Source organism: Pseudomonas synxantha (assembly GCF_900105675.1).
Taxonomy (GTDB): Bacteria; Pseudomonadota; Gammaproteobacteria; order Pseudomonadales; family Pseudomonadaceae; genus Aquipseudomonas; species Aquipseudomonas synxantha.
The window spans coordinates 2325153-2343629 of the sequence record NZ_LT629786.1; the positions used below are offsets into that span (position 1 = coordinate 2325153).

Below are 18477 nucleotides of genomic sequence, written 5' to 3' on the forward strand. Positions count from 1 at the left end.
CCTCGTGATGACTGTTGGGCCACGCCGTGGGGGCGCGCCGATGTCGTCTACTACCTTGCAGCATTGAAGCAATCTACAATATTTAGATGCGTCATCTTACCGGCCAGCGGCCCGTCCTATCTGCACGTGCGCTGCAATCGGTATTCGCTCGGCGATACGCCAACAGTTTTTCTGAAAGATCGAGCAAGATTAGCTGCAGAGGTAAAGCCTGATTGCATCGCAATTTCGCTAATGCTTACATCTTTATCAATAAGCAAAGATTGCGCGCGCTTAATGCGCAGGTCTGATATATATCTGATAGGAGATGCGCCAGTCGCAACTTTGAATGACCTCGAAAAATGAAAAACACTAAGGCAGGCTGCGTTAGCCAGATCGTCGAGCGAAATATCTCTGTCCAGGTTGTGTTGTATATACTCTAGTACACGTTTGAGCCGTGCTCGGTCTAAGCCTCTCCCCGAATTAGCATCAAAGTATGATTCAGTAAAGTTTTTACGGTCATCAATACGGTATCTCTGCAGTAGTCGTGCCGCCAGCCCGACGGCTAACGAATCCAACATTAATCGGCTTGTCGCTTCCTGTGAGTCTCTTCTTGCAAGTTCCTCGGCCACAGCAAAACCAATTCCTTGAATGAGTGGGTCATGGAGCCCCCCTATATATTCAAAGCTAGGGTTCATTGTACTTTCTTCCCGCTGACGTAGAGTTCCAAAGAGATCTGGCGGCATATAAATGTGCAGTAAGTCCACGGGACCAGAATTAAGGTGTAGATATCTAACGGCGACTCCCTGGGGACAGATGCTGGCAGAACCTGTATGAGAAACGAATCTCTGTTCAGTTCCCGCTGCCCTTCTGCGAAAATATGCTGTGCCGGCAATATTGACAACGACTTCTGTCACTGGCTGCAGAAAATCGGAGCATTCAAGCGTCACGTGCCGATACATTTCTGCCGTCAGTACGCTAGTCCACCCTAGATCCGCCGATGATTTCAACAGATTACTTCCGCCGTCTAGGTATTTGCTTCCAAAACCTCCACTCATGAGCTCTCCCCTGACTACACAAAACTTCTAGCGCTAATGATGGATAAGGTTTGGGTGTGCAAATCTTATGCATCCATTAAGGATTTTGACAAAGTACCCGCTTGAATTTGACATACCTTATCAATCCGACTGACCACGCTGTCTCTATTTCCTATCTTTTGTCAAGCCCAGTTAGTAATAACTGCTAGAACGGACCAAGGGCTCCATGGCGATTGTCGCCAACAACAATTGGCTGTCATCGCCCGGCCCACCTGAGAAAAGAACAGATGTCGGAAGACCAGTCGCATCGAATCCGCTAGGAATGGCCACGCCACACCAATTCAAAAAGCTGCCGATCATCGTGTTTCTGAGCATAAGCGCATTCGTCGCGGCAAATGCTTCGTCATCGTTTTCAAGGAGCACTAGGAGGGGAGCGACAATGGGGACTGTTGGAAATGCGACAAATGTATTGCCATCAAATAGCGCAGCCAAGGATTCAATTAAGCATCCACGCGAGGTACGTAGTGCTGCCGCCAATTCAGTGCTGATGCTGCCCCCCTCTACTAGACGTGACTTCACTCTTCTATCCATCAGGTTGGCTGCGGTTGTAAGCAAGCGGTGGCCGTGAAGCTCATAGGCTTCAATGGCAACGAGTGTGCCGTATCTAGCCCCTAGTGACAGCACATCGTCCAAAACTGGCAACCGCCGACGTTCTATAACGGCACCTTCATCACTTAGACGGCCGATCGCGGACTCAAAGTTACTGAGGACGGCCGGCTCCACGCCATCCCAAACCGCGTTTGTGGGAACAACCAGCCGTATGCCCCGAACGGTTCGGCGGGGTCGCTCGGCTATGGCGAGTCCACGAGCAGCAGCATCAATAATGGCTGCATCTACGACCGTTTGTGTCAAGACTCCAGCCGTATCAAGAGTGCGCGAAAGAGGGTAACAACCATTAAGAGGCCACCGCCCGCTCGAAGTCTTAAATCCAATGATGCCATTGAGCGCAGCGGGTATCCGCACTGAGCCACTTGTGTCTGTTCCGATAGCTGCGGATACAAGGCCAAGCGCTACGGCGACTCCACACCCTGATGAAGACCCCCCCGGAATGCGTGGTTCTTTCCGGTCCCAAGGATTCCTTGGCGTGCCATAATGAGGATTGAGCCCAAGCCCTGAAAAAGCGAACTCAGTCATATTCAGCTTCCCCACCGTCACCGCGCCCGCATCTGTTAAGCGACGCACCAATTCAGCGTCAACCAGAGCCGGGCCTTGGTCAAGAATGCGAGACCCCGCGCGCGTGACCATTCCCTTCAAGTCATAAAGATCCTTCCACGCCACAGGGATGCCATCAAGGACTCCAAGGGAACGACCTTCTAAGATTCGCTTGGAAGAGGCTTCAGCCTCTCTGAAAGCCCTCTCGGGAGTAACTGAAGTGAATATTGCGGTGTCGTCGCAATTGGCGATCGCGTGAAATGTGGCATGAGCGATGTCGGTGGCCGTCGTAGCACCGCTCTTAATTAGCTCCGTCAGTCCGGATATTAAGCCATTATCCTCCCTAAGTTTCATTCTGCCCCCCCGAATTCCGTGTTAAGTGATTCGCCATTAAAGACACGAGACTGTAAGCATCGTAAAGAAGGCCATTCCATTCGAGACCAGCAGTCACTGAAGGCGGCTTATCAACCTCTTGGCTGAGTGACGCCGACGTGTAGACAGTGAGGCTACGACGGGCCCATTAAGTAACGCAGATTCGCTCTTTGGAATAGCCGACAATCCGTAAGCGGCTACCATCATACTGCTCGGACTGGTAACTTTTGGCAAGAGAACGCAGAACCGCAAGATTCGCTGCATAAGTCAGCAATTTTAGTGTGGCGTGCGTTTTTTTGGCGGACTAAGATTAGTTTCCGTATCTCGAACAAATTAAGGAAACCAACGATGACGACTTTGAAGACGATGGATATTACTCATTTGGGCGGCTCCCAAATAGGATACAGGCTAAGCGCAAACTTTGATCCAGCTCTTCCAACCCTTGTGCTTATAAACTCCTTTACTACTTCATCGGAGCTTTTTTGCGCGCAGTTTTCAGATAGTAGCTTGAGCGGCAGCACGAACTTGCTCGCCATTGAGCCTTATGGACATGGAGCGACTCGTACAAACAGCGAGCAGTTCACCTATTGGGATAGTGCAGCCGCTAACCTTCAAGTTCTGGAAAACCTCGAAATTCGCTCAGCGTTTGCCCTAGGCACATCGCAGGGCGGATGGATTGCGGCGCGCATGGCACTGCTCGCGCCAACCAAAATCAACGGGATTATTTTGCTTGGCACCTCGATGGATTATGAAAGCGCCGAAAGTCGAGAGATCGGCTGCTGGAACGCAGATCAATTCTGCAGTCCGTGGATATCTGAGTTAGCTGAGCAAGTCGATACTGACTGGACGTTGTCCGACCAATACTGCAATGACCTCATTGATCCAGCGTTCGGCGCAACCGTAGATGCGCAGATGCGTTCATTTTGGACGGCTCGCTTGAAAGAGAATTACAATGGCGACGATGGTAGAGCGCGCCTGCGCATGTGCACAATAAACTTGCGCGACCGAGATAGTTTGCGTGGTCGTCTGGATTCGATAACTTGCCCAGTCTTGTGGCTGCATGGCACAAACGACGTCGTATACTCTGTCTCGCATGCTGAGAAGGAAATCAAGATGTTCTCTCGTTCGCGCAGCGCAGAACTGGCTTCTGTAGAAGGTGGACACCATTTTTTGAGCGCCACGAACCCCAACGAAGTTAATAAGCTTACTTTGGAATTTATCAATCGTTGGCAAGCGCATTTGGCGTAATCATTTGATAATAGACAGGGCAGTGTCTCAAGCGCTCTTAAAGTCATCTGTTAACGGGGCGCTTCAATTCGAGACTCAAAGGCTGCTCTGTACTTATCGACCAGGTAATCAACTTTATAGGTTTCCAGTGCTGGCTGTAGTGCCGAAGTAATTGCGTATACTGGCTCGTGCCAAAACACCAATGCAATGCAAGGCCAATATCAGAATGTATTAAGTTTTTTGCCCCTCCCAAATGGGTGAGGGTCGTGCGCTCGAAGCGTAAAGAAGCATTTGAGTACGGGAATTTGAGAATGGACATTGATTGGCCGGATCTGTGTGAGCTGGACAGCGCGACGCTATTGGCAGCTTATAAAAGTCGGCATCTGTCACCTGTTGACGTTGTGCGTGCGGCGCTTGATCGTTGCATAAAAGTTCAAGATGCGTTGAACGCCTTTACATATATTGATTTCGATGGTGCGCTGACAGCAGCCAAGGCATCTGAAAAGCGTTGGCGGAATGGGAAGCCGCTTTCGCTTATCGATGGTATCCCGACGACCCTTAAGGACATCTTCCACGTTGAGGGATGGAGCGTCCGCTATGGAAGTATGACAACGCCGGGAACGCCGAACAACCAAGATGCACCGTCCGTTTCTCGGCTGCGCGAAGCCGGGGCAGTGTTCATCGGCCAAACTGCCGCTCCGGAATACAGCTGGAAAACGGTTACTGACAGCCCAGCGTTCGGTGTAACGCGTAATCCGTGGGATCCAACCTGTACACCAGGTGGCTCTTCGGGAGGGGCGGCTGTGGCGGCGGCCTGCGGGGCGGGTGTGTTACACCTCGGTACGGACGGTGGTGGCTCCATCCGGATACCAGCGTCCTTCACCGGAGTTTTTGGGCTAAAGCCCAGTCACGGCCGCGTTCCTGTCTACCCGCCTAGTTCGTTCGGCACAGTAGCGCACATCGGTCCAATTACGCGTACTGTCGCTGACGCTGCGGCGATGCTTCGGGTTCTATCAGGTCGAGATTTACGTGATTGGACGCAACCGCCGATGGCGTTCCCGAACGTTTCTTTGGCGCCATTCACATGGAGAGGCAAACGAATCGGATACTGGCGTACACCCTGCATCGGAAACGTGGATGGCCAAGTGGCCACGGCTATTGAAGCAACACTCGTAGGTTTGGAAGCGGCAGGGGCGTCGGTGACTGAGATGCGGCTCCCTTATCAGGATGAGCTCCTCGAGATGTACAACCGACACTGGTATATCGGGGCGGCAAATCTTCTGACATCAATCAGCACGCGAAACCATGCCAATCTTGACCCAGGACTCCTCCGGGCCGCTACCGTTGGGCGCAGATACAGTGGGGTCGAGAGGCTGGAGGCAGAGGTTTGGCGGAACAGATATGGCTCGGCGATGGATAATTTACTTTCTGATTTCGACTTTATCATGTCTCCATCCGTCCCAATCCTTCCCTTTGAGGTGGGTAGAGACGTTCCTCGGTCCAGCGATGCAAAAAGTTGGACTGAATGGTGCTCATTTAGCTTCCCCATCAATCTCAGTCAGCAGCCAGCCTGTTCTGTGCCATGTGGCTTGAGCAAAGAGGGGCTGCCAATTGGTTTGCAAATCATTGGATCACGTGGAGCGGACTCAGACGTCCTCAGTGCAGCGCTCTGTTACGAGAGAGCATTTCCCGACCGACTTATACGACTAAAAGGCGCATGGCGGGGAATTGGTGCGGTATAACCTTGATCGTTATCCCCTTGTACAGGTTCGTCGAGCTGCCACCAACGTTTTACGCGTAATACAAGCCCATGGACTCAGCCTCGATAATGAAGAAATCCGAGGCCGCACCTCTGTCGTGGGTCGGCTGGTATCTAGCGCTGCATGCGAGGGGGGAGCTCGATGCAGCTAATTCTCGACATGTTGCAAATCATCGCGGCACCGCCCAGCGGACCAAACTGTTCGCTGACGCCTCTGATCAATCCGGCGGCGGTGCTCCACAAAAGGATTGCCACCAAACCGCACATAGTGGCCGCCCGCTCACTTCTTATCTGCATCGTGCCCTCTGCAACAAAATCGCAAGTCGACCGCACAGACTACCGAGCAAAGCTGGGAGCATAAAATGATATTTCTGCGGTACAAACGATGCGCTGTAGCCATGTCATGAAGCTTGAGCCGCCGAAGCCTTTCATCACAATGCCCTCCACGTCTCATCTGATTGGGGGGGCAATTCCGGTTCCTTAAAAAAAGCTGCCCCCACCAACGTCCCCTACCGCCCCGCACCACGTTTTCCTCTCCACGCACAATGCCCGGTCAATGCAGGCGCTCGAATGACTGCCATCGACGGCATATTTACCTATATCCAGCCACAGACATATAGCCCGAAAAAACTACAGCGCAAACTCCGCCCGGATCAGCGTGCCCCCTTCGGCGCGGTTGCTGGCGGTAATGGCTCCGCCATGGGCCTGGCAGATTGCGCGGGCGATGGACAAGCCCAGCCCGCTGCCGCCTGAATAACGCGCCCTGGAGCGCTCCGCCCGCCAGAAGCGGTCAAATACGCTGTCCAGGTGCTGAACCTCGATACCTGGGCCGCGGTCACCGATCTCTAACACCACCCGGTCTTCGACTCTATGCGCCATGACGCTCAATTCGCCCCCGCTAGCCGCGTAACGCAGCAGGTTATCCACCAGGATATTGATCACCTGGCCCAGGCGATCGCGATCGGCATGCAGACGAAACCCATCGGCAATACTGACCTGCGCACGCACGCGGGCCTCATTCAGTTGCGGCTGGAACCAGGCCAGTCGTTCGGCGACCAGGGCCGCCAAGGAAAAATCGCTGCGCTCCAGCACCAACCGGCCGGCCCGGGCCATCGACAACAGGTGCAGGTCATCCACCAGTTTTCGCAGTTGATCGAGCTGGCGCTTGACCATGCCCAACTGCGCGGCATCGCTGGGGAACACCTCATCGAGCATGCCCTGCACCCGGCCCATGGCGGCGTTCAATGGCGTGCGCAGTTCGTGGGCGATGACCGCGCTGGACTCGCGTACATCGCGCTCATAGCGCTCCAGTTGCGTGGTCATGCTGTTGAAGTCGCCAATCAGTCGCTGCAGCTCATCGGGTGCGTCGCGGTGAACCGGCAGGCGCGTCAGGAAATCACCGCCGGCAACCCGTCGCGCGCCCTGGGCAATCGCCGAGAACTGGCTGGACAAAGGCCGCGAAAACCACAAGCCACAGGCGATGATGATCGGAATAGCCGCCAGCACCAGGCAAGCCAGAATCAGCCAGTCGCGGTTGGCCATGTCCGGCAGGAAGAATTCCACCGGATAGTATTCGGCAACCAGTTGGCGCAAGCGTGTCTCATTGAGCTGCGGCTCGACGCGCAGCTGCAGCAACTCCTCGCGCGCAGCTGGCGGCAGGTGCCGCAAAAAGTACTGGTCCGACAGTCTGAAGTTGATCCACATGCAGATGGCGATCACCACCACCGCGCCGATCGCCAACAGGCTCATGCGCATGCCGACCCAGCGCCACAGGGGTTTGTCGTTGACCCGTGAGTTCTCAAGCATGGTGCTCACCTGAACCGATAGCCAATGGAGCGCACCGTCACCAGTACCCCGACGATGCCATGGGTTTCGAGCTTGCGCCGCAGGTTGTGCACATGGGCGTCGACAACGCGGGCCAGGGCTTCGCTTTCCGGCAGGCAGATTTCCAGCAGCTCATTACGGGTGAAGGCCTTGGAGGGGGTCTTCAGCAAGGTGACCAACAGTTTGAACTCCGTCGGCGTCAGGTCCAGCAACTGCGACGGCACATCGCGGTGTTCAATGGCCGCGGTAAAGGCGATGAGGTCCACTCGCAGGTTTTCATGACGCAGTAACTGTTCCACCGGTTGGCTGCCCGTGGTACGCCGCAACACCGCATGCACCCGCGCCACCACCTCGCGTGGGCTATAGGGCTTGACCACATAGTCGTCCGCGCCATAGCGCAAGGCGCCGAGTTTTTCCGGCTCGTCGCCCATGGCCGTGACCATGATCACCGGCGTGTCACTGCTGCGCCGCACCGCAGACAACACCTCGGTGCCACTCAAGCGCGGCAGCATTACGTCGAGCAATATCAGGTCGGGCCGCCAACTTTTGTGCAGGTCCAGACCGCGCTGGCCATCTTCGGCCAGGGCCACCTCAAAACCGTCCCGACGCAGATAGGCTTCGAGAATGTTGGCGCTGTCGGCGTCGTCTTCGACGATGAGGATACGTTTTCCTGACACAAAGAAGCCTCTTGATGAAACCTTGATAATTCACGAACGGTTTATTGAAAGTCCGCGGGCAGTATTGCCCTACGCCCGGCTTTCGCGAGCCGATCCTATGCCGACCACTGCATCGCTGTCCAAGCCTATCCAGCTGCCTGAACGTCTTGGCGCGGTTTTGCTGCGGGTCGCCACGCTGTCCGGCGCACCGCTATTTTCCTCCGCTGAAAGGGTTTCACCATGAACTTGACCACTCCTCCTACCCGTACCGCGCTATGGGGCGCCGCCGCATTGATGGCCTGCACGCTCGCGGCCCCGGCACAGGCGGCCGACGCCAGCCCGGCAGCCGACAAGACCACCACTACCCTGGGCCTTGGCATGGGGATCACGCCGCGCTACATGGGCGCCGACCGCTACCGCGCGCTTGTGCTGCCGATGTTCAGTATCCAGCGTGGCGTGCTGTTCGCCGACACCACCCGTGGGCTGGGCCTGCAATATCAATCCGACAGCGGCTTTGGCGCCAGCGCGGCGATCAACTACGACCTGGGTCGCAAGGAGAAGGACAGCGCCAGTCGCCCGGGCGACCGCGAGCTGAACGGCATGGGCGATGTCAACGGCGCCACCGTCGCCGACTTCACCCTCAGCCAGCAACTGCTTGACTGGCTGTCGGTCAGCGGCGAAGCCGAACTGCGCATGGCCGGCGAGCACCGTGGCAACCGTTACCGCTTTGGCCTGGAAGGCATCCTGGTTCATACCGACAGCGACACCCTGGCTCTGGACATTGACGCCCATGCCGGCGATGGCCGCTACAACCAAACCTTCTTCGGCGTCACCCAGGCACAGAGCCAGCGTTCGCTCTATGGCAAATACAGCGCCGATGCCGGGATCTACGCCTACTCCGCCACCATGAACTGGCAGCACAGCCTGGACGCACACTGGTCGACGCTGGTCAGCCTGACGCTGACCCAGTACGCCTACCAGGCCCGTAACAGCCCGCTGGTCCGGCGTGAGAGCGCCGGCCTGGGCATGTTCGCCATCAACTACATCTTCTGATAACGAGGCGCCAGGCATGCAGGGTTTTGCACAATTGTTCCGTGCTTGGGGCCGTCTCCTGATGCTCGGCGCGCTGTCGCTGAGTATCGGTGCCCAAGCCTCCGCGTTCGTCCATCCGGGCCTGTTGCAGACCGAGGAAGACTTCATACGCATCCGCGAAAAACTGGCCAACCATAACCAGCCGTGGCTGGCCGGCTGGCAGAAGCTGATCGCCAACCGGCACGCATCCCTGGCCTGGAACCCAAGCCCGGTTGCGGTGGTGTATCGGGGGGCGGATGGTCGACATCCGGAAAACTACGCCAGGTTATTCAACGATGCTGCCGCCGCGTACGCCTTGGCCCTGCGCTGGCAGCTTTCGGGCGATACCGCGTATGCCGACAAAGCCGTAGCGATGTTGAACCAATGGTCCACCACCCTGACGGCGATTGAAGGCACATCGGAACGTTTCCTGGCATCCGGTTTGTATGGTTATCAACTCGCCAATGCCGCAGAGTTACTGCGCGGTTATTCAAGGTGGACGGCTGCGGACTTTCATCAATTCCAGCGCATGATGCTCACGGTCTTCTACCCGATGAATCATGATTTCCTGGTACGTCACAATAACGCGCGGGTCGACCACTATTGGGCGAACTGGGACCTGGCCAACATGAACTCGATGCTGGCGATTGGCGTACTGACCGACCGCCGCGATATCTATGATGAAGCGGTCAACTATTTCAAACATGGCGCTGGCAACGGTGCCATTGAGCACGTGGTCTGGAAGCTCTACGGCAATGGCCTGGGCCAGGTCCAGGAAAGCGGGCGTGACCAGGCGCATACATTGCTTGATATCGCCTTGCTCGGCAGTTTCTGCCAAATGGCCTGGAGTCAGGGTGAGGACTTGTTCGGTTACCAGAACAACCGCGTGCTACAAGGCGCCGAGTACGTGGCCAAGTACAACCTGGGCCACGACGTGCCGTTCACCCCCTTTATCAACAACGGTTTCAAGCAAACCGTTATCTCGCCGGTACATCGCGGCGACATCCGTCCGATCTGGGAACTGCTCTACAACCACTACGTCGTGCTTAAAGGCCTCAAGGCGCCGTATGTGAAAGCCTTCGCGCAGAAGGCCCAGGTGGAAGGTGGTGGCGGAGATTACGGGCCGAACAGCGGTGGCTACGATCAGTTGGGGTATGGAAGCTTGCTGTATTCGTTGGGGGAATACGGGCTGTCCAACACTCAGCTGATGCCGTGAGGGCCTCAGTGCGCCCCTACGTCACTTCCTGACGCGGAGCGCGGCCCAGCGACCAACCGAAGTTCATCCCAGCGGCCGCCAGCAGGATGGCGCTCGCTCCGATCACTTGCAGGACGCTGAGCGGATGCGCAAAGGCAACCCAGTCGACCAGGATCGCCATGATCGGATAGATGAATGACAGAGCCCCCACCAGCGCCGTGGGGATTTTCTGAATGGCGCTGTACAGCAAGGTGGACATGAGCCCGGTATGAACCACGCCGATAATGATCAGGTACGTCCAGGCGCCCTCCACCGTATCGACCGTGCCCACGTCCACGAACGGGGCCAGGACCAGCGCACCGACCACCATCTGGATCAGCACGATCAGGTGCGCGGGCAGGTCCTTGAGGCGTTTGGTGATCGCTGCAGCCACCGCGTAGAAGAAGGCTGAAGCCAGGGCCAGGCAGACGCCCAGCACGTAGTCGGCACCCGTGGCCTGGCCATTGCCCTTGGCGGATACGATCAGCATCAGGCCGGCGAAGGCCAACAGCAGCCAGCAGACCTTGGCGGCGCTGAGGCGTTCGGCAAAAAACACTACACCCAGGCCCACCAGCATGAACGGCTGGACGTGGTAGACCACCGTGGCAACGGCGATGGAGGAGTGTTTGTAGGCACTGAACAGCAGCACCCAGTTGAGGATCAGCGCCAGCCCGCCCAGGCACACCAGCATGAATTGCCGCAGGCTGATCACAGAGCGGCGCAGCACCCCAAGCACGAGGCACGCCACCAGCATCGCCATGGCGCCGAACACGCAACGCCAGAACACCACGGCCTCCGGGCTCTGCCCCGACATGACGACGAACCAGCCCACTGTGCCGGAGATCAACATGGCCGAGATCATTTCGAGGGTTCCGCGGGTTTGCGCCTTCATCACTCACTGCTTCCTTGCTCTCGACATTGCCGTAACCTGAGCCGCCATAGGCAGTCCAGCCGCAAATTCGAACTTTATAATGAACTATTGAACGGTATACTGAACAAGGCGTTTAAAAGCGTCAACTCATTTAAGGATGATTTATAAAACAAATGACCGACATAACGAACGCCATGACCATAAACACCCCGAGCCGAATCGACCTGCTGGCACTTTCCATCAAACGCGAGCGCCTGGCCGCCGGGCTTTCCTTGACCGAATTGGCGAAACGCGCCGGGGTAGCCAAGTCGACCTTGTCTCAATTGGAGTCGGGCATCGGTAACCCCAGCATCGAGACCTTATGGGCGCTGGCGATGGCAATGGGTTTGCAAGTCACCCGGTTCTTCGAGCAACCCCAGCAGACGCTACGGGTGATCCGCGCCAACGAGGGCATGACCGCCTATGCCGAGACGGCCAATTACGCAGCGACACTGCTTGCCGATTGCCCTGCGGGGGTACAGCGCGACATCTACCGGCTGAAGGTGCAGCCCGGCGAAGTGCGGCTGTCTCAGCCTCACCCTTCGGGCACCATAGAGCACGTGGTGTTGTGCAGTGGCAGCGCCCATATAGGCCCGGCAAGCGGGCCTGTATTGCTGAACGCTGGCGACTACATCAGCTACCTGGCAAATGTGCCGCATGTGTTCGAAGCACTCGAGGCGAATACCACGGCGGTGATGGTGATAGAGCATTCCTGAGAAGGAGGCCCTGGAAACGGCGGGGCTGCGCGGTGTTGGCATCGCCAACCTGCCGACCGCCGTCGTGGCCGCTGAGATCGCCGATGGACGCCCGATTGCGTTGCTGCCTGAGTGGCAGCCCGCCGAAGGTGTGATTACCGTCGTCTTTGCGTCCAGGCGTGGGCTGATGCCCTCGGTGCGGTCCTCGATCGACTTCCTGGGCGAGGCGTTCGATGCAGCCGACTCAGTCAAGTCTGGCTCTTGACCTTGCTCCACAACCGCACCCGCTCCATTCTCAGCGTTGGCGTGCAGAAAAGCGGAAGACCAAAGGCCGCAAAGGTTCCTTGCACGCTCAGCAATAGTCTTTTGTCATCACGTCCATTGATAGCACCCTAACGAAACGCTCATGCTAGAGGGCTAAGTGCGCGCTTATATCATTCCGAATGATAGTTACCTTTGCTTCATTCGATTCGTGACATACCGCCTCGCCGCGCATGATCCGCCCATCTCAAATACATTGGCGGATGCACCTCATGGAACAGTCACTCAAACATTTGCGCTTCCCCTTGGCGATCCTGGCCGTGGTGGTGATGAGCGCGTGCGGCAAGACCCCGGATCAAGCGGCCGCCATGCCCCCGGCCAAGGTCAGCGTAGCCAAGGTACTGGAGCAGCCGGTCAACGAGTGGGACGAATTCACCGGGCGCCTCGAGGCGCCGGAAACCGTGCAGATTCGTCCTCGGGTCTCGGGCCAGATTGACCAAGTCGCTTTTACAGAAGGCGCTTTGGTCAAGAAAGGCGACCTGTTGTTCCAGATCGACCCTCGCCCCTTCCAGGCTGAAGTGCGTCGTCTCGAAGCCCAGCTCGCACAAACCAAGGCGGCCGCCACCCGCAGTGAAAACGAAGCTCAGCGCGGCGAACGCCTGCGCCAGAGCAACGCGATTTCCGCCGAACTGGCCGACTCGCGCACCACCGCCGCCCAGGAAGCCCGCGCCGCCATGGCCGGGATCCAGGCGCAGCTGGACCTGGCCAGGCTGAACCTGAGCTTCACCCGCGTCACTTCGCCCATCAGTGGTCGCGTCAGCCGTGCGGAAATCACCGCCGGCAACCTGGTCACCGCCGATACCACCGCCCTGACCAGCGTGGTCTCCACCGACAAGGTCTATGCCTACTTCGATGCCGACGAGCGTGTGTTCCTCAAGTACACCGAACTGGCCCGCCAGGGCCGTCGTGGCGCTACCACCCCGGTGTACCTGGGCCTGTCGAATGAAACCGGCAACCCGCACCTGGGCCAGATGAACTTCGTCGACAACCAGGTCAACCCGGCCACGGGCACCATCCGCGGCCGCGCGGTGTTCGACAACAGCAAGGGCGAGTACACCCCCGGCCTATATGCACGCTTGAAGCTGGTCGGCAGCGGCACCTACTCCGCCGTGCTGATCAACGACGAAGCCGTCGGTACCGACCTGGGCAAGAAGTTCGTGCTGGTGATGGAAGGCGACAAGCCGGCTTACCGCGCGGTAGAGCTGGGGCCGAAGATCGAAGGCTTGCGCATTGTGCGCAGCGGCCTGAACAAGGACGACATCGTTATCGTCAAGGGCCTGCAGCGCGTGCGCCCGGGTTCGCCGGTCGCGCCGGAAACCATCCCGATGGCCAGCAAGGAAACCCTCGCCGCCTTGGCCCAACAACGACAAGCGCTTGAAGCCAGCAACCTGGAGCAAGTGGCGCCGGACAAACCCGTGCCCAAGCTCGCCAGTGTCGCGACTTCACGCGATTAAGGGATACGACTCAAGATGAATTTTTCCAATTTCTTCATTTCGCGGCCGATCTTCGCAGCGGTGCTGTCGCTGTTGATCCTGATCGCAGGTGCGATCTCGCTGTTCCAACTGCCGATCAGCGAATACCCGGAAGTGGTGCCGCCAACTGTAGTGGTACGCGCCAACTTCCCGGGCGCCAACCCCAAGGTTATCGGTGAAACCGTGGCCGCGCCGCTGGAGCAAGCCATCACTGGTGTCGAGAACATGCTGTACATGTCCTCGCAATCCACCGCCGACGGCAAGCTGACCCTGACCATCACCTTCGCCCTGGGCACCGACCTGGACAACGCGCAGGTGCAGGTGCAGAACCGTGTGACGCGCACCCAGCCCAAGCTCCCTGAGGAAGTGACGCGCATCGGTATCACCGTAGACAAGGCCTCCCCCGACCTGACCATGGTGGTGCACTTGACCTCCCCGGATCAGCGCTACGACATGCTCTACCTGTCCAACTACGCGATCCTCAATATCAAGGATGAGCTGGCCCGCCTGGGCGGCGTTGGCGATGTGCAGTTGTTCGGCATGGGCGACTACTCCCTGCGCGTGTGGCTGGACCCGAACAAGACCGCCTCGCGCAACCTGACCGCGACCGATGTGGTCACGGCGATCCGCGAGCAGAACCGTCAAGTGGCAGCCGGTGCCCTGGGCGCGCAACCTGCGCCGAGTGACACCAGCTTCCAGTTGTCGGTCAATACCCAGGGCCGCCTGGTCACCGAGGAAGAGTTCGAGAACATTGTGATTCGCGCCGGCGCCAACGGTGAAATCACGCGCCTGAAGGACATCGCCCGGGTCGAGCTGGGTTCCAGCCAATATGCACTGCGCTCGCTGATCGATAACCAGCCCGCCGTTGCGATTCCGATTTTCCAGCGTCCCGGCTCCAATGCCATCGACATCTCCAATGATGTGCGCAGCAAGATGGCCGAGCTTAAAAAGAGCTTTCCGGCGGGGATGGATTACCGCATCGCCTATGACCCGACCATCTTTGTACGCGGCTCTATCGAAGCGGTGGTACACACCCTGTTCGAAGCACTGATCCTCGTGGTGCTGGTGGTGATCCTGTTCCTGCAGACCTGGCGCGCCTCGATCATTCCATTGGTGGCGGTGCCGGTGTCCTTGATCGGTACATTTGCGGTGATGCACCTGTTCGGGTTCTCCCTCAATGCGCTGTCATTGTTCGGCCTGGTACTGGCCATCGGTATCGTGGTGGACGACGCCATCGTGGTGGTGGAGAACGTCGAACGTAATATCGAGCTGGGCCTGGAACCGTTCCCGGCTACCGAAAAAGCCATGAGTGAGGTCACCGGTCCGATCATCGCCACCGCGCTGGTGCTGTGTGCGGTGTTTATCCCGGCCGCCTTTATCAGTGGCTTGACCGGGCAGTTCTACAAGCAGTTCGCCTTGACCATTGCGATCTCGACCGTGATTTCTGCGTTCAACTCGCTGACACTGTCCCCTGCCCTGGCTGCCGTGTTGCTGCGTGCTCACGACGCGCCGAAGGATCGTTTCTCCAGGTTCCTCGACAAGCTCTTCGGTGGCTGGCTGTTCCGGCCCTTCAACCGCTTCTTCGAAAAGGCCAGCCATGGCTACGTAGGCACCGTGCGCCGAGTGATTCGCGGCAGCGGCATTGCCCTGTTCGTATACGCCGGCCTGATGGTGCTGACATTCTTCGGCTTTGCCCACACCCCGACCGGTTTCGTACCGGCCCAGGACAAGCAATACCTGGTGGCCTTCGCCCAACTGCCCGACGCTGCGAGCCTGGACCGCACCGAAAACGTGATGAAGCGCATGTCGGAGATCGCCCTTAAACAACCCGGCGTGGAAGCCGCGATTGCATTCCCTGGCCTGTCGATCAATGGGTTCACCAACAGCCCGAACAGCGGCATTGTGTTCGTGACCTTGAAGCCCTTCGACGAGCGTAAAGACGCGAGCATGTCGGCCGGTGCGATTGCCGGTGCGCTGAACGGCCAATACGCCAATATCGAAGAAGCCTACATGGCGATCTTCCCGCCGCCGCCGGTACAAGGCCTGGGCACCATTGGCGGGTTCCGCCTGCAGATCGAAGACCGTGGCAACCTCGGCTATGACGAGCTGTATAAAGAAGTGCAGAACGTCATCGCCAAGAGCCACGGGGTGCCTGAACTGTTCGGCCTGTTCACCAGCTACACGGTCAACGTGCCGCAAGTCGATGCCGCCATCGACCGCGAAAAGGCCAAGACCCACGGCGTGGCGATCAGCGACATCTTCGACACCCTGCAGGTCTACCTGGGCTCGTTGTATGCCAACGACTTCAACCGCTTCGGGCGTACCTATCAGGTCAACGTGCAGGCCGAGCAACAGTTCCGCCAGGACTCCGACCAGATCGGCCAGCTGAAAGTGCGCAACAACAAAGGCGAGATGATCCCGCTGGCAACCTTTATCAAGGTCAGCGACACCTCGGGCCCGGACCGCGTGATGCACTACAACGGCTTTATCACCGCTGAAATCAACGGCAACGCCGCACCGGGCTACAGCTCCGGCCAGGCCCAGGCCGCGATTGAAAAGCTGCTCAAGGATGAATTGCCCAACGGCATGACCTACGAGTGGACCGACCTGACTTACCAGCAGATCCTCTCGGGCAATACCGCGCTGTTCGTGTTCCCGCTCTGCGTACTGCTGGCGTTCCTGGTACTGGCCGCCCAATACGAAAGCTGGAGCCTGCCGCTGGCGGTGATCCTGATCGTACCGATGACGCTGCTGTCGGCCATTACCGGGGTGATCATCTCGGGCGGCGACAACAACATCTTCACCCAGATCGGCCTGATCGTACTGGTGGGCCTGGCGTGCAAGAACGCGATCCTGATCGTCGAGTTCGCCAAGGATAAACAGCAGGAAGGTCTCGACCCGCTCGCCGCGGTACTGGAAGCCTGCCGCCTGCGTCTGCGGCCGATCCTGATGACCTCGTTCGCGTTCATCATGGGCGTGGTGCCGTTGGTATTGTCCACCGGTGCCGGTGCCGAGATGCGCCATGCCATGGGTGTGGCGGTGTTCTCCGGGATGATCGGTGTGACCTTCTTCGGTCTGTTGCTGACACCAGTGTTCTACGTACTGATCCGGCGCTATGTGGAGCGCCAGGAAGCGCGCAAAGCGGCCAAGGCCTTGAAGCTGGAGACACAGCAATGAGTGTGAAAGTATTCCTGCCGAGCTTGCTGGTACTGGCGCTCGCCGCCTGTGCCGTAGGCCCGGATTACAAGACCCAACAGTTGGAGGCGGCCAATATCACGGCCGCAGCCGACAGCAAAAGCTATGACCATGCCAAGTACGAAGGCATCTGGTGGCAGCAGTTCGACGACCCGACCCTCGACCAACTGGTGACCCAGTCACTGAGCGGTAACCGCGACCTACGCGTGGCCTTCGCCCGCCTGCGAGCGGCACGGGCGATCCGCGATGATGCCGCCAACGACATCATGCCGGTGGTCACCTCCCGCGCCAGCAGCGATGTGGGCAAGGGCCAGATTCCCGGGCAGACCACCAAGCGCGTCAACAGCGAGCGCTACGACCTGGGCCTGGACATGGCCTGGGAGGTGGACTTGTTTGGACGCATCCGCCGTAACCTGGAAGCCAGCGACGCCGACCAGCAGGTGGCCGAAGCCGACCTGTACCAACTGCAAGTCACCATGATTGCCGAGTTGGTAGATGCCTACGGCCAGCTGCGCGGTGCGCAACTGCGTGAACGCATCGCCCTGGACAACTTGAAGAATCAGCAAGAATCGCGCGCCATCACCGTCAGCCTGCGTGATGCCGGCGTCGGTGATCAGCTCGACGTGGAACGTGCCGATGCGCGCCTGGCGGCGGTGGAAGCCAGCGTGCCGCAACTGCAGGCCGAACAAGTGCGCGAACGCAATCGCATCGCCACCCTCCTCGGCCAGCGCCCCGACAAGCTGAGCGTGGACCTGAGCCCCAAAGACCTGCCGGCAATCGCCAAGGCATTGCCGATCGGCGACCCAGGGCAATTGCTGCAACGTCGCCCGGACATTCTCAGCGCCGAACGCAAGCTGGCCGCCGCCACTGCACGGATCGGCGTGGCCAAGGCCGACCTGTTCCCACGGGTCAGCCTCAGCGGCTTCCTCGGCTTCACCGCCGGGCGGGGCTCGCAGATCGGTTCGGCCGCGGCGAATGCCTGGTCTCTGGGCCCAAGCATTACCTGGGCCGCATTTGACCTGGGCAGCGTGCGCGCACGTTTGCGTGGTGCGAATGCCGAAGCCGATGGCGCGTTGGCGACCTATGAGCAGCAGGTGTTGCTGGCGCTGGAAGAATCTGAAAACGCCTTCAGCGATTACGGCAAGCGCCAGCAACGCCTGGTCTCGCTGATCCGTCAAAGCGAATCCAGCCGCGCCGCCGCCGACCTCGCGGCGATCCGCTACCGCGAAGGCACCGTGGACTTCCTGGTATTGCTCGACGCCCAGCGCGAACGCCTGGCTGCCGAAGATTCCCAGGCCCAGGCCGAAGTGGATCTGTATCGCGGCATTGTGGCGATCTACAAGGCGTTGGGTGGTGGCTGGCAGCCAGATACGGTAGTCGCCAGCAGCAAGTGAGGTAAAGAGCTCCTTTGGTTGGTCGCATCCAGCCAATTTTTAGCCCCGTGGATCATTCGGTCACGGGGCTTTTTTTTGCCAAGACTTCCTAAAATATTGAAAGCTATTTCTGTAAGACAATT

General features: G+C 58.3%; 15 protein-coding genes. 10 read left to right on the forward strand and 5 right to left on the reverse strand.

Annotated elements, in window-relative coordinates:
- Window positions 1-116 precede the first annotated feature (116 nt).
- Window positions 117-1034 (reverse strand): helix-turn-helix domain-containing protein, encoded by a 918-nt coding sequence (locus BLU48_RS11080; protein ID WP_082636628.1) that lies wholly within the window; start codon window positions 1032-1034, stop codon window positions 117-119.
- A 171-nt stretch (window positions 1035-1205) separates the two neighbouring features.
- The gene (locus BLU48_RS11085) at window positions 1206-2579 is read right to left on the reverse strand and encodes an amidase family protein (protein ID WP_057022376.1); all 1374 of its coding nucleotides are present in this window, start codon (window positions 2577-2579) and stop codon (window positions 1206-1208) included.
- Between the two features lie 366 nt (window positions 2580-2945).
- On the opposite strand from BLU48_RS11085, the gene BLU48_RS11090 reads away from it, so the two are divergent.
- The 3 genes from BLU48_RS11090 to BLU48_RS32505 all read left to right on the forward strand — a co-directional run bounded on the left by BLU48_RS11090 (window position 2946) and on the right by BLU48_RS32505 (window position 5944).
- The gene (locus tag BLU48_RS11090) at window positions 2946-3845 is read left to right on the forward strand and encodes an alpha/beta fold hydrolase (RefSeq protein ID WP_057022377.1); all 900 of its coding nucleotides are present in this window, start codon (window positions 2946-2948) and stop codon (window positions 3843-3845) included.
- 245 nt (window positions 3846-4090) lie between these two features.
- Window positions 4091-5566 (forward strand): amidase, encoded by a 1476-nt coding sequence (locus BLU48_RS11095; RefSeq protein ID WP_197678344.1) that lies wholly within the window; start codon window positions 4091-4093, stop codon window positions 5564-5566.
- A 159-nt stretch (window positions 5567-5725) separates the two neighbouring features.
- On the forward strand, window positions 5726-5944 hold the full coding sequence (locus tag BLU48_RS32505) for a hypothetical protein (RefSeq protein WP_156422412.1): 219 nt from the start codon (window positions 5726-5728) through the stop codon (window positions 5942-5944).
- A gap of 269 nt (window positions 5945-6213) precedes the next feature.
- Here BLU48_RS32505 and BLU48_RS11105 read toward each other — a convergent pair whose 3' ends face one another.
- The gene (locus tag BLU48_RS11105) at window positions 6214-7389 is read right to left on the reverse strand and encodes a sensor histidine kinase (protein ID WP_057022379.1); all 1176 of its coding nucleotides are present in this window, start codon (window positions 7387-7389) and stop codon (window positions 6214-6216) included.
- Between the two features lie 5 nt (window positions 7390-7394).
- Entirely contained in the window at window positions 7395-8084 is a 690-nt protein-coding gene (locus tag BLU48_RS11110; RefSeq protein ID WP_057022380.1) for a response regulator, read from the reverse strand.
- 219 nt (window positions 8085-8303) lie between these two features.
- Here BLU48_RS11110 and BLU48_RS11115 point away from each other — a divergent pair, with 219 nt between their 5' ends.
- Both BLU48_RS11115 and BLU48_RS11120 read left to right on the forward strand, forming a co-directional pair.
- Window positions 8304-9116, forward strand: coding sequence for a MipA/OmpV family protein (locus BLU48_RS11115; RefSeq protein ID WP_057022381.1), 813 nt, complete (start codon window positions 8304-8306; stop codon window positions 9114-9116).
- A gap of 61 nt (window positions 9117-9177) precedes the next feature.
- Window positions 9178-10350, forward strand: a complete 1173-nt coding sequence (locus BLU48_RS11120) for an alginate lyase family protein (RefSeq protein WP_371851116.1) — start codon at window positions 9178-9180, stop codon at window positions 10348-10350.
- Between the two features lie 16 nt (window positions 10351-10366).
- Here BLU48_RS11120 and BLU48_RS11125 read toward each other — a convergent pair whose 3' ends face one another.
- Window positions 10367-11260, reverse strand: coding sequence for a DMT family transporter (locus BLU48_RS11125; RefSeq protein ID WP_057022383.1), 894 nt, complete (start codon window positions 11258-11260; stop codon window positions 10367-10369).
- A 152-nt stretch (window positions 11261-11412) separates the two neighbouring features.
- Here BLU48_RS11125 and BLU48_RS11130 point away from each other — a divergent pair, with 152 nt between their 5' ends.
- From BLU48_RS11130 to BLU48_RS11150, 5 genes are all read left to right on the forward strand, one after another.
- Window positions 11413-11994 (forward strand): helix-turn-helix domain-containing protein, encoded by a 582-nt coding sequence (locus BLU48_RS11130; protein WP_057022384.1) that lies wholly within the window; start codon window positions 11413-11415, stop codon window positions 11992-11994.
- Between the two features lie 64 nt (window positions 11995-12058).
- Entirely contained in the window at window positions 12059-12238 is a 180-nt protein-coding gene (locus BLU48_RS11135) for a type 2 periplasmic-binding domain-containing protein (protein WP_057022385.1), read from the forward strand.
- A 268-nt stretch (window positions 12239-12506) separates the two neighbouring features.
- Window positions 12507-13748 carry a multidrug efflux RND transporter periplasmic adaptor subunit MexE gene (gene mexE / locus BLU48_RS11140; protein WP_057022683.1) on the forward strand — a complete coding sequence of 414 codons (1242 nt, stop codon included), beginning with the start codon at window positions 12507-12509 and terminating at the stop codon, window positions 13746-13748.
- A 15-nt stretch (window positions 13749-13763) separates the two neighbouring features.
- The gene (locus BLU48_RS11145; protein WP_057022386.1) at window positions 13764-16943 is read left to right on the forward strand and encodes an efflux RND transporter permease subunit; all 3180 of its coding nucleotides are present in this window, start codon (window positions 13764-13766) and stop codon (window positions 16941-16943) included.
- Complete coding sequence (locus tag BLU48_RS11150) at window positions 16940-18355, forward strand: efflux transporter outer membrane subunit (RefSeq protein ID WP_057022387.1); 1416 nt, start codon at window positions 16940-16942, stop codon at window positions 18353-18355. The genes BLU48_RS11145 and BLU48_RS11150 overlap by 4 nt, the downstream gene beginning before the upstream one ends.
- Window positions 18356-18477 lie beyond the last annotated feature (122 nt).

Coding starts and splice junctions, on each gene's coding strand:
- BLU48_RS11125 (WP_057022383.1), bottom strand. CDS start 11,260: ATGAAGGCGCAAACCCGCGGAACCCTCGAAATGATCTCGGCCATGTTG.
- BLU48_RS11120 (WP_371851116.1), top strand. CDS start 9,178: ATGCTCGGCGCGCTGTCGCTGAGTATCGGTGCCCAAGCCTCCGCGTTC.
- BLU48_RS11080 (WP_082636628.1), bottom strand. CDS start 1,034: ATGAGTGGAGGTTTTGGAAGCAAATACCTAGACGGCGGAAGTAATCTG.
- BLU48_RS11130 (WP_057022384.1), top strand. CDS start 11,413: ATGACCGACATAACGAACGCCATGACCATAAACACCCCGAGCCGAATC.
- BLU48_RS11090 (WP_057022377.1), top strand. CDS start 2,946: ATGACGACTTTGAAGACGATGGATATTACTCATTTGGGCGGCTCCCAA.
- BLU48_RS11105 (WP_057022379.1), bottom strand. CDS start 7,389: ATGCTTGAGAACTCACGGGTCAACGACAAACCCCTGTGGCGCTGGGTC.
- BLU48_RS32505 (WP_156422412.1), top strand. CDS start 5,726: ATGCAGCTAATTCTCGACATGTTGCAAATCATCGCGGCACCGCCCAGC.
- BLU48_RS11150 (WP_057022387.1), top strand. CDS start 16,940: ATGAGTGTGAAAGTATTCCTGCCGAGCTTGCTGGTACTGGCGCTCGCC.
- BLU48_RS11145 (WP_057022386.1), top strand. CDS start 13,764: ATGAATTTTTCCAATTTCTTCATTTCGCGGCCGATCTTCGCAGCGGTG.
- BLU48_RS11115 (WP_057022381.1), top strand. CDS start 8,304: ATGAACTTGACCACTCCTCCTACCCGTACCGCGCTATGGGGCGCCGCC.
- mexE (WP_057022683.1), top strand. CDS start 12,507: ATGGAACAGTCACTCAAACATTTGCGCTTCCCCTTGGCGATCCTGGCC.
- BLU48_RS11085 (WP_057022376.1), bottom strand. CDS start 2,579: ATGAAACTTAGGGAGGATAATGGCTTAATATCCGGACTGACGGAGCTA.